The sequence below is a fragment of the Streptomyces sp. NPDC050211 genome (genome assembly GCF_040656035.1).
Taxonomy (GTDB): domain Bacteria; phylum Actinomycetota; class Actinomycetes; order Streptomycetales; family Streptomycetaceae; genus Streptomyces.
The window spans coordinates 49437-60161 of record NZ_JBFALC010000062.1 but is presented as its reverse complement, the minus strand read 5'-3'; the positions used below and the strand labels follow the sequence as shown (position 1 = coordinate 60161).

The following is a 10725-nucleotide window of genomic DNA, read 5'->3' as shown; positions in this document are numbered from 1 at the left end:
TGGCTGGTCGCGCCCACGCGGCGGAGCCGCATATAGATACAGCCCCGCGCCCCTTCGGGGCGCTGCCGAACCGTACGCGTGAGAAGCCCCCACTGGCGCCGGGCCGGTGGGGGCTTCATGTTCCAGGTTCCCGACGGTTACCAGGCGACCGGCAGCCGTTCGGGTAGGCGCTTCATGAAGTTGGTGCGCCATACGAGCTGTTCGGCCGGTACGGCGAGCCGGAGGCCTGGAAGCCGCTCCAACAGTGTGTGCAGTGCGATTTCCGCGTGTCTCTTGCCGAGGGCCGTGGCGGGGCAGTAGTGCGCTCCGCCGCCGAAGGAGAGGTGATCGGCGGCGCCTTCCCGGCCGGGCCGGAACCGGTGCGGATCGGGGAAACGCGCGGGGTCGTGATTCGCGCCCTCGACGAGGACCAGGACCAACTCCCCCTTCTTCACCTCCACATCGCCCAACCGGACGTCTTCCAGGGCGAGTCGGGGCAGGCCGTCGCCGATGGACAGGTTGATCCGCAGGAGTTCGTCCATCGCGTCCGCCACCGGGACGCCGCCGGTGGTGAGTGCCTGGCGGACGTCGTCGCGGGTCAGCAGCGAGACGAGGGCCATGGTGAGGAATCCCGAGGTGGAGATGACGCCCGCGCCGAACAGGGTGACGCCGACCGTGGCGAACATCTCGTCCGTGACATGGGCGTACTCCTCGGTGCCTCGCAGTTTCGCGAGATCGCCCACCAGGCCGGTCGTGGACGGATCGTCGAGGCGGCCGGCCATGTAGGCGATGTCGCGGTCCCAGTTGAGCTTCGCGGCCTCGATCTCCCGCGGCGAGTTCATGAACGCCACGTCCAGGCTGCGCAGCAGCAACGCCGCATCCTCCTGCGGAACACCGAGGATGTGGCAGTGCATCCCGGCGGAGTACGGGTCGGCGAAACCGCCGCGCAGTTCGGCCGGCGCCCCCTCGGTGAGGAGCCCGTCCACCAGCCGGCCGGACTCGCGCCGCATCCACTCCTCGAGGCCGGAGGCTTTGGGGTTGATCGCCTTCATCACCGCCTTGCGCAGCCCGGCGCCGGTGATGTTGCCCATGTTGTTCACCACCTCGGGCGGGATCGTCAGGGCGTACTGACGGGGAGCGCCCGGGGTGGAGGTGTCCTTGAGGGAGAACCGGTCGTCTTCCAGCACCTGCTTGCACAGCCGATACGAGGAGACCAGCCACGCCTCGGCACCGGCGATCGTGCGGACCTTCGTCACGGGCGTGGCGCGCAGGCCTTCGACGTCCTCGGGCAAGCGGGTGCCGTTCCAGTCGAAGGGGAACGCGGGAAGCGTCTCGGTCGTGGCGGTGATCAACGTGCTTCTCCTTCGGCGGGCTTGAGGATGCCGTGGCCCTGGTTGCGGGAGGCGCGCAGGCCGTATCCCCGTGCGTAGAGCAGGTCGGCGAGCGGCAGGGCCTGGTGGTAGCAGTTCAGCGACGACGGGACGCCGAGGATGGCGGGGGTGTCGATGAACAGGGGGACTTCGGCGCACACGTAGTCCCGGCACACCTGCCGCTGCTCGTCGGTGGGTTGTCCGTCGGGGCCGAGTTTCCCGGCGAGGAAGAGGCCGGCCAGGGCGTCGCAGGTCTCGCGTACGGCCGGGTCGTTCTCCACGGCCCGGACGACCTCGTGGTGGAGGCGCCGATAGGCGGCGTTGCCCTGGAAGGCCGACATGGGATGCCACGTCAGGCGGCTGCCGCCGGGGTCCGCGTCCGCGCAGGCGGTGGAGACCTTGGCGCGCACGCCCCGTACGTTCTTCACGGCCTTCTGCCGGGCGTGTTCGGGTGCGTATCCGAGGGCCTGGTACATGTCGGCCACGTGCACGTCGGTATAGACGAAGTCCGCGTGGTCGAACCGGGCCGCGGCCCAGCGCGCCAGGTCATGGAGGCGCCGGGCGGAGAAGTAGCTGTTGCCGGGGGAGACCCCGATGATCGCGTGCGCGCCCTCTTCGGCGATGACGCGGCACTGGTCGGTATAGGGCTGGAGCTGGAAGGTCTCGGCTGGGGCGACAGTCGCCTGAGTCAAGATCGAATCCTCATCGCGCCGCGATTCTTCAGGACCTGGCGTCCTGCGTGCGGCGGCAGCGACGACCCCACGCTACCGAGCCGACGCAGTGAGTAAACCCCTACCCACGGGTACGGATGGAAAAAGAATTCCAGGATGCGAAACCTTGTCGGCGGTGGCGCGTTGACGCTGTACGCCCATCGGCGACTCTCCGTGATTTGGACGCGCGCTTCTCGTGCGCTTCCTCAGCCCTGTACCGGCGTTAACCGGCCGTGCGACACCGTCGCATCAGCCACCACGGCAGCACCGTTCCAGAAGGGAAGAACCTCATGAGCCTTGCCCGGCAACCGCAGCGCAGAGCCGTTCTCACCGGAGGGCTGCTGGCCACCGCGGCCCTGATAACCGGCTGTTCGTCGAAGACGGACGACAGCAAGACCGCGGAGAAGACGACGGCCGCGGGAGCGGCGGCGACGACCCCCTCACCCGCCACGAGCGCGCCCCCCGGCTCTCCCTGGGCGGCGTTCGCGCGGCTGATGGAGGGCAACGAGCGCTGGGTGGACGGGACTCTGCAGCACCCCGACCGGGATCCCGGGCGGCGCGACTTCGTCGCCGAGGAGCAGGACCCGTACGGCGTGGTCCTCTCCTGCATCGACTCCCGGGTGCCGCCGGAGCTGATCTTCGACACCGGGCTCGGCGACCTGTTCGTGATGCGCACCGGCGGGCAGGTGGTCGCCCCGGTGGTCACCGGTTCCGTCGAGTACGGGCCCATGACCTCGGGGACGCCGCTGATCGTCGTCCTCGGTCACCAGCGCTGCGGTGCGGTCAAGGCGGCGTACAAGGCGCTCAAGGACGACCAGCCGCTGCCGGGCAACCTGCAGTCGATCGCCGAAGCCCTCCGCCCGGCGTACGACGTGGTCTCCAAGGAGAAGCACGCCGACCCGGTGGACGCCATGGTCCGCGTCCACATCAAGCAGACCTCCGCCGACCTGCGCTCCAACGCCGATCTCGCCCCGCTGGTGAAGAAGGGCGACCTGGCCGTCGTCAGCGCCTACTACTCGCTCGACACCGGCCGGGTCGAGGTCCTGACCGGGGCGCCGTCCGCGTGACCCCGGGTCGGCCGGCCGTCGTACGCGGCGGCTGGCCGACGTGGATGCCCTCTCATGCCTGCCCCTCCCGCAGGACATCGAGCGCTGTGAGTGCCACGTGGAGTTCGGTGCGCTGTTCGCCCGACTCGAGGTCGCAGTCGAGGATCCGCTCGATGGTGCGCAGCCGTTGGTAGACGGTCTCGCGGGACAGGCCGCCGGAGCGGGCGGCCACAGTCTTGTTGCCTGCCGCGTCCAGGTAGTGGCGCAGGGTGGTGAGCAGGTCGGTGCCGTGGCGGGCGTCGTGGTCGGCGAGTCGGCCGAGCCGGCGTTCGGCGTAGTCCTGGATGCGGGGGTCTTCGCGGAGGGCGAAGAGGAGGCGGCGCAGGCCGATGTCGGATCGTTCGTGGTACGAGCGTCCCGGCGGGAGCGGCCGACCCGGCTCGGTCGCTTCGGCGACACGGGTTGCCTCACGGAAGGAACGGGCGACTGCCGGGAGGCCGGTCGCCTCGCTGCCCACGCTCACCGTTGTCCCCGGCACCAGCTCGAGTGCGGTGCGGCCGAGGTGTTCGACGACGGGTCGCCACGGCTGGTCGGGGCGCAGGGACAGCAGGACGCCGAGACGGGTCGGTCCGAGGAGGCCGACGAGGGCCTGCGTTCCCTTCTTCCTCAGCTCCTCGGAGAGGAGTTCCTCCGCGTTCGCCGTGTCGTCCTCGGGGTGGACGTCCGCGAGCACGGCGATGAAGCGGGAGTCCCTGGTGGGCAGGCCCAGCGCGGCGACCTGCGCCTCGGCGTCGGCGGGCGAGCGGTGGCGCTGTTCGACGAGGTCGCGCAGGACGCCGCGGTGCGCGGTGCGTTCCCAGGGCGTGGGGTGGGTGAGGCGGGCGATGGTGAGGGCCATCGCGGTTCTCTCCAGGACGGTGACGTCCTCGGGGCGGAAGGGGCCGAGGGGCGACGGAGAGGCCGGGCCGAGCGGGGTCGGGGTCGGGGACATGGCGTGGGTCGGAAGCATGGCGACCCGGCCCCACCGTTCGCCCTGGTACTCCACCGGTGCCACGAGCCAGCCCTCGGGGCCGGAGACGGTGGTGTGGTCGGCGGGCGGAGTCGCCCGGGAGCGCTGTTCCCAGTCGGTGAGCGCCGCCTCGACCGTGTCGCCGGAGGGCTCGCAGACGAGTGCCTGGTGGACCAGGTTCTCCAGTACGACGGTGTGGCCGCTCATCTCGGCGGCGGCGCGTACGACGTCCTCGGGCCCGGCGCCGCGCAGGGTGAGGGCGGTGAACGCCTCGTGGACGCGCTGGGTCCGCCGCATCACCTCGGCCTGGTTGCCGAGGATGAACGCGTGGACGACCTGGGTGACCTCCAGGAAGTTGACGTCCTTGGCCAGGGTGACGAGGGGCAGACCGCGGGCCCGGCAGGCGTGGACCAGGGCGTCGGGCGGGCGGTGGTAGCGGCGGACCAGTTCGATGACCAGGGCCGCCGCGCCGATGTCGGCGAGTTCGTCGACGTAGCGGCGTACGCCCGCCGGTTCCTCGGGCAGGGGCATGCCGGTCGTCAGGACGAGTTCGCCGCCCTTGAGGAAGGAGGCGGGGTCGGTCAGCTCGGTGATGTGGACCCAGCGCACGGGCCGGTCGAGCCGTGCCGGGCCGGTGACGACCTGGGGCTGTCCGGCGGCCAGAACGGGAAGGGCCAGCACGTCGGCCACGGTGAGCGGTCGGCCGATCGCATCCATGTCCGGTCCCGGAATCGAGGCGTCGGGGTGGTTCTCGCTCACGGTGCCTCCATGGGGTCCCTGCTCGCGACCCCGAGAGCTCGGGACGTGCCCTGTCACTCTGACAAGCACCGCTGACCTGCGCAAGAGCCCGCAGACGGCGGCGGCGAGACCTGAAGGCGGGGCACAGGGCCCCGTATGCCTGACACAACGTCCGGATACCGCGCCGCGACCGGACAGATCGCGCGTTGGCCCCGCCCTGGTCCACAGAGATGCTCAGAAAGACCGGAGCAGACCGCCGACCCCGCCGGGAGACGAACATGACCGCACTGTCGCCGCACCTTCGCCAGGCCACCCCCGTGACGGCGGTCCGGGGCGAGGGCGTCCACCTCTACGGCGAGGACGGCCGCCGCTACCTGGACTTCACCGCCGGCATCGGCGTCACCAGCACCGGACACTGCCACCCCAAGGTCGTGGCGGCGGCCCAGGAACAGGTCGGCACGCTCATCCACGGCCAGTACACGACGGTCATGCACCAGCCCCTCCGTCGTCTGGTCGAGAAGCTGGGCGAGGTGCTGCCGACCGGCCTGGACAGCCTGTTCTTCACCAACTCCGGCAGCGAGGCGGTGGAGGCGGCCCTGCGGCTGGCCCGCCAAGCCACCGGCCGCCCCAACGTCATCGTCTGCCACGGCGGCTTCCACGGTCGCACGGTCGCCGCCGCCTCCATGACCACGTCCGGCACCCGCTTCCGCTCCGGCTTCTCCCCGCTGATGAGCGGCGTCGTCGTCACCCCGTTCCCGACGGCCTACCGCTACGGCTGGGACGAGGACACCGCGACCAGCTTCGCCCTCAAGGAGCTCGACTACACCCTCCAGACGATCTCCTCGCCCGCCGACACGGCCGCGATCATCGTCGAGCCGGTGCTCGGCGAGGGCGGCTACGTCCCCGCGAACCGCGCCTTCATGGAGGGGCTGCGGGAGCGCGCCGACCGCCACGGCTTCCTCCTCATCCTCGACGAGGTGCAGACCGGCGTCGGTCGCACCGGCCGCTTCTGGGGCCACGACCACTTCGGCGTCACCCCGGACATCCTCGTCACCGCCAAGGGCCTGGCCAGCGGGTTCCCGATCTCCGGCATCGCCGCCTCCGAGGAGCTGATGACCAAGGCATGGCCGGGCTCGCAGGGCGGTACGTACGGCGCCAACGCCGTCGCCTGCGCCGCGGCCTGCGCCACCCTCGACGTCGTACGCGACGAGAAGCTCGTCGAGAACGCCGACGCGATGGGCGCACGGCTCCGCGCAGGTCTGGAGGCGGTCGCCGACCGTACGCCGGGCATCGGCGACGTACGGGGTCTCGGGCTGATGCTGGCCACCGAGTTCGTCACCGAGGACGGCAGCCCCGACCCCGAGACCGCCGCCCGCGTGCAGCGCGCCGCCGTCGACGAGGGTCTGCTCCTGCTGTTGTGCGGGGCCTGGAACCAGGTCGTCCGGATGATCCCGGCGCTCGTCATCGACGAGACGGCGGTGGACGAGGGCCTCCAGGCCTGGGCGACCGCGGTGGAAGTCGGTACTTCTGGACCAGCGGCACGATGAGCGACCCCCTCGCGCGGCTGACCGCCCGGCTCACCGAGGCCGCCCCCGGCCTGCGGGTGGAGACCGGCCCGGGCGCCACCGGTCTCTACGCCTACGACGCCTCCAACTACCGGGTCCCGCCGCGAGCCGTGGTCTTCCCCCGCAGCGCCGACGACGTGGTCGAGGTGCTGCGGGCCTGCCGGGAGACGGGCGTCCCGGTCACCGCGCGCGGCGGCGGTACGAGCATGGCGGGCAACGCGGTCGGACCGGGCGTCGTCCTGGACTTCTCCCGGTACATGAACCGGATCCTCGACATAGACCCGGAGGCCCGCACCGCCCGCGTCGAGGCCGGAGTGATCCTGGACGCGCTGCGCGACGCGACCGCCCCGCACGGGCTGACCTTCGGCCCCGACCCCTCCTCGCACAGCCGCTGCACCCTCGGCGGCATGATCGGCAACGACGCGTGCGGCAACCGGTCGGTGCGGCACGGGCGCACCAGCACCCACATCGAGGCGCTGGAGATCGTGACGGCCGACGGCGTGCGAGCCGTCGCCGACCGCACAGGGCTGCGACCGGTGGACCCCGCGGACACAGAACGGATCGCCCGCCTCGAAGCGGACGTACGCCACCTGATCGACGCCAACCTGGCCCCGATCCGCACCGAGTTGGGCCGCATCCCGCGCCAGGTCTCCGGCTACCAACTGCACCGCCTGCTGCCCGAGCACGGCTTCGACATGGCCCGCGCCCTGGTCGGCACCGAGGGCTCCTGTGCGGTCGTCACCGCCGCGACGGTCCGCCTGGTGGCGACCGCACCGGCTTCGGCACTGCTCACTCTCGGGTACGACGATGTGGTCGACGCCGCCGAGGACGTCCCCGAGATCCTGCGCTGGAACCCCACTGCCGTGGAGGGCATGGACGAGGCGATCGTCGCCACCATGCGCGCCCGGCGCGGACCGGACTCCGTGACCGGGCTGCCCGAGGGGCGGGCCTGGCTGTACGTCGAGCTCGACGGTGACGACCAGGCGGCGGTCGACGCCCGCGCCGCCGAACTGCTGGACGTGCTCAAGGCGCAGGGCCGGATGACCGGCGGACGGGTCGTGGAGACCCCGGCTGAGCGGCGCTCGCTGTGGCGGGTCCGTGAGGACGGGGCCGGGCTCGCCGCCCGTCTCGTCGACGGCGGGGAGTCGTGGCCCGGCTGGGAGGACGCGGCGGTCGCGCCCGAGAACCTGGCCGCCTACCTGCGCGACTTCAGGAAACTGCTGGCCTCCCACGAGCTGACCGGCGTGCTGTACGGCCACTTCGGCGCGGGCTGTGTCCACGTACGCATCGACTTCGACCTGGCCACGGACACCGGCCGGGCAGCCACCCGCCGCTTCCTCTCCGAAGCCGCCGCCCTGGTCGTCGAGCACGGCGGCACGCTTTCCGGCGAGCACGGGGACGGGCGGGCGCGCGGTGAGCTGCTGGAGATCATGTACAGCGACCGCATGATCCGGACGTTCGCCGCCTTCAAGGAGATCTTCGACCCCGAGGGGCTGCTCAACCCCGGTGTCATCGTGGCCCCGGCCCCGCTCGACGCCGACCTGGCACTGCGCCAACTCCCGCTCCTCGAAACGACGTTCACCTTCCCGCACGACGACGAGGGCTTCGTCGGCGCCGTTCGCCGCTGCGTCGGCGTCGGCCGCTGCCGCAGCGACGCGGGCGGTGTGATGTGCCCCAGCTACCGGGCCACGGGCGAGGAGAACGACTCCACCCGGGGCCGGGCCCGCCTGCTCCAGGAGATGGTGCGCGGCGGGACGGTCCAGGAAGGCTGGCGCTCGACGGAGGTGCGCGACGCCCTCGACCTGTGCCTGTCCTGCAAGGCGTGCTCCAGTGACTGCCCGGTCGGCGTCGACATGGCGACGTACAAGGCGGAGTTCCTGCACCAGCACTACAAGGGTCGCTTGAGGCCCCGCTCGCACTACTCGCTGGGCTGGCTCCCTCTCACCTCGGCCCTCGCCGGATACGCCGCCCGCCCCCTCAACGCGCTGTTGCGCGGACCGGTCGGCAAGCTGCTCGCCCGGCTCGGCGGCGTGACCACGAAGCGCCGGATCCCGGCCTTCGCCTCCCGGCGCGCCCGGCGCAAGGTCCTGCAGGCTGCGAACACGGACGCACCGGCAAAGGCCCTGCTCTTCGTCGACAGCTTCACCCGCGCCTTCCGCCCCGAGGTCGCGGGCGCCGCGAGCCGCGTGCTCGCCGACGCCGGCATCCCCTGCACGGCTGAGGACGGCCTGTGCTGCGGCCTGACCTGGGTCAGCACCGGGCAACTGTCCACCGCCCGCCGCATCATGGCCCGCACGGTCGCCCACCTCGACAACGGCGACGACCGGCCCATCATCGTGGCCGAACCCAGCTGCGCCGCCGCCCTCAAGCGCGACGTGCCCGAACTGCTCGGCACCGACGCCGCCCAGCGCGTCGCGTCCCGCGTCCACACCCTCACCGGCGCCCTGACCGACCTCGCCGCGCCGGACTGGACCCCACCGGAGCTGCCGGACAGCGTCGTCCTGCAGACCCACTGCCACGAGTACGCCACCTTCAAGGGCCGCCACCCCCGCGACCTGCTCGGCCGCCTCGGCGTCCGGAAGGTCGACGAGGCCGAGGGCTGCTGCGGACTCGCCGGGAACTTCGGCTTCGAGGAGCAGCACTACGACACCTCGATGGCCGTCGCCGACCTGGCCCTGAAGCCACGCCTCGACGCCATCGCCCAGGACGCACCGACCGTCGTCGTGGCCGACGGCTTCAGCTGCGCCACCCAGATCGACCACCTCGCCGGTGACCGGGGCATCCGCGCCCTGCACTTGGCGGAACTGCTCGACCCCGCCGCCGATCAAGCCGCTCGACCAGGAGGAACCCCATGACCGACACACCCACGCAGTTGTTCATCGGCGGGGCCTGGGTGGACGCCGGGGACGGCGCCACCATGCCCGTGGACGACCCGGCGACCGGTGAGATCCTCTGCCATGTCGCCGACGCGGGCGCCAAGGACGCCAAGCTCGCGGAGGACGCGGCCGTCCGGGCGCAGGAGGAGTGGGCCCGTACGGCGCCTCGGGCCCGTAGCGAGATCCTGCGCCGGGCGTACGAGATCATCCTCGACCGCACCGACGAACTCGCCCACTTGATGACGTCCGAGATGGGCAAGCCGCTCGCCGAGGCCAGGGGAGAGGTGGCGTACGCGGCCGAGTTCTTCCGCTGGTTCTCCGAGGAGGCCGTACGTATCGACGGCGGCCACGGCGTCCTGCCCGACGGCCGCAACCGGATGCTGCTCTCACGCCGACCGGTCGGCCCCTGTCTGCTGATCACCCCCTGGAACTTCCCCCTCGCCATGGGGACGCGCAAGATCGGCCCGGCGATCGCCGCCGGCTGCACGATGATCCTCAAGCCGGCCCCGCAGACCCCGCTGTCCAGCCTGGCTCTCGCCGAGATCCTCAAGGAGGCCGGGCTGCCGGACGGTGTGCTCAACGTCGTCACCACCTCCCGTGCGGGGGAGGTGTGCGAACCGCTCCTGCGCGGCGGGCGGATGCGCAAGCTCTCCTTCACCGGCTCGACGCAGGTCGGGCGGCTGCTGCTCGCGCAGAGTGCGGAGGCGGTCGTACGCACCTCGATGGAGCTGGGCGGGAACGCGCCGTTCATCGTCTTCGAGGACGCCGACCTGGACAAGGCGGTCGATGGTGCGATGGTCGCCAAGATGCGCAACATGGGCGAGGCCTGCACCGCCGCCAACCGCTTCTTCGTCCACACCTCCGTGGCGGAGGAGTTCGGGCGGCGCCTGGCCGAGCGCATGGGCGCGCTGGTCGTGGGCCCCGGCACCCGGGACGGCGTCGACGTCGGCCCGCTGATCGACCGGGTCGGGCGGGCCAAGGTCGAGGAACTGGTCGCCGACGCGGTGGAGCGCGGCGCCCGGGTGCTCGTCGGCGGTCGTACGCCCGAGGGGCCGGGCTGCTTCTATCCGCCGACCGTGCTCATGGACGTAGCTTCGGACAGTCGCCTGATGGACACGGAGATCTTCGGTCCGGTCGCGGCGATCCTCACCTTCGACGACGAGGACGAGGTGATCCGCCGCGCCAACGACACCCCGTGGGGCCTCGTCGGCTACGTCTTCACCGAGGGCCTGGACCGCGCCCTGAGCGTCAGCGAACGCCTGGAGGTCGGCATGGTCGGCCTCAACACCGGCCTCGTCTCCAACCCGGCCGCGCCCTTCGGCGGCGTCAAGCAGTCCGGCCTTGGCCGTGAGGGCGGCAGGGTCGGGATCGACGAGTTCCTGGAGTACCAGTACGTGGCGGTGCCCGTGCGGTGACGGCGGTGGCCGTGGCC

General features: G+C 71.7%; 7 protein-coding genes. 4 read left to right on the top strand and 3 right to left on the bottom strand.

Annotation, left to right across the window (positions count from 1 at the left end):
- Positions 1–137: 137 nt before the first annotated feature.
- A complete protein-coding gene (locus AB0I98_RS39715; protein WP_362950408.1) occupies positions 138–1331 on the bottom strand; it encodes a cytochrome P450 in 1194 nt (397 codons plus the stop codon).
- Positions 1328–2041, bottom strand: coding sequence for a tRNA-dependent cyclodipeptide synthase (locus tag AB0I98_RS39710; RefSeq protein WP_362950407.1), 714 nt, complete (start codon positions 2039–2041; stop codon positions 1328–1330). Before AB0I98_RS39710 ends, AB0I98_RS39715 begins: the two co-directional genes overlap by 4 nt.
- A gap of 308 nt (positions 2042–2349) precedes the next feature.
- On the opposite strand from AB0I98_RS39710, the gene AB0I98_RS39705 reads away from it, so the two are divergent.
- Positions 2350–3126 (top strand): carbonic anhydrase, encoded by a 777-nt coding sequence (locus AB0I98_RS39705; RefSeq protein WP_362950405.1) that lies wholly within the window; start codon positions 2350–2352, stop codon positions 3124–3126.
- A 52-nt stretch (positions 3127–3178) separates the two neighbouring features.
- Here AB0I98_RS39705 and AB0I98_RS39700 read toward each other — a convergent pair whose 3' ends face one another.
- Positions 3179–4831 carry a PucR family transcriptional regulator ligand-binding domain-containing protein gene (locus tag AB0I98_RS39700; protein ID WP_362950413.1) on the bottom strand — a complete coding sequence of 551 codons (1653 nt, stop codon included), beginning with the start codon at positions 4829–4831 and terminating at the stop codon, positions 3179–3181.
- A gap of 299 nt (positions 4832–5130) precedes the next feature.
- Between AB0I98_RS39700 and AB0I98_RS39695 the strand changes: the two genes are divergently transcribed.
- Genes AB0I98_RS39695 through AB0I98_RS39685 form a run of 3 tightly spaced genes read left to right on the top strand, consistent with a single transcriptional unit; the run spans position 5131 to position 10708 of the window.
- Positions 5131–6399 carry an aminotransferase class III-fold pyridoxal phosphate-dependent enzyme gene (locus tag AB0I98_RS39695; RefSeq protein ID WP_362950403.1) on the top strand — a complete coding sequence of 423 codons (1269 nt, stop codon included), beginning with the start codon at positions 5131–5133 and terminating at the stop codon, positions 6397–6399.
- Positions 6396–9272, top strand: coding sequence for an FAD-binding and (Fe-S)-binding domain-containing protein (locus tag AB0I98_RS39690; protein WP_362950401.1), 2877 nt, complete (start codon positions 6396–6398; stop codon positions 9270–9272). The genes AB0I98_RS39695 and AB0I98_RS39690 overlap by 4 nt, the downstream gene beginning before the upstream one ends.
- Positions 9269–10708 carry an NAD-dependent succinate-semialdehyde dehydrogenase gene (locus AB0I98_RS39685; protein ID WP_362950399.1) on the top strand — a complete coding sequence of 480 codons (1440 nt, stop codon included), beginning with the start codon at positions 9269–9271 and terminating at the stop codon, positions 10706–10708. The genes AB0I98_RS39690 and AB0I98_RS39685 overlap by 4 nt, the downstream gene beginning before the upstream one ends.
- Positions 10709–10725: the final 17 nt, after the last annotated feature.

Excerpts from the sequence above, each read along its gene's own strand:
- AB0I98_RS39705 (WP_362950405.1), top strand. The coding sequence starts at position 2,350 with ATGAGCCTTGCCCGGCAACCGCAGCGCAGAGCCGTTCTCACCGGAGGG.
- AB0I98_RS39700 (WP_362950413.1), bottom strand. The coding sequence starts at position 4,831 with ATGGATGCGATCGGCCGACCGCTCACCGTGGCCGACGTGCTGGCCCTT.
- AB0I98_RS39695 (WP_362950403.1), top strand. The coding sequence starts at position 5,131 with ATGACCGCACTGTCGCCGCACCTTCGCCAGGCCACCCCCGTGACGGCG.
- AB0I98_RS39690 (WP_362950401.1), top strand. The coding sequence starts at position 6,396 with ATGAGCGACCCCCTCGCGCGGCTGACCGCCCGGCTCACCGAGGCCGCC.
- AB0I98_RS39685 (WP_362950399.1), top strand. The coding sequence starts at position 9,269 with ATGACCGACACACCCACGCAGTTGTTCATCGGCGGGGCCTGGGTGGAC.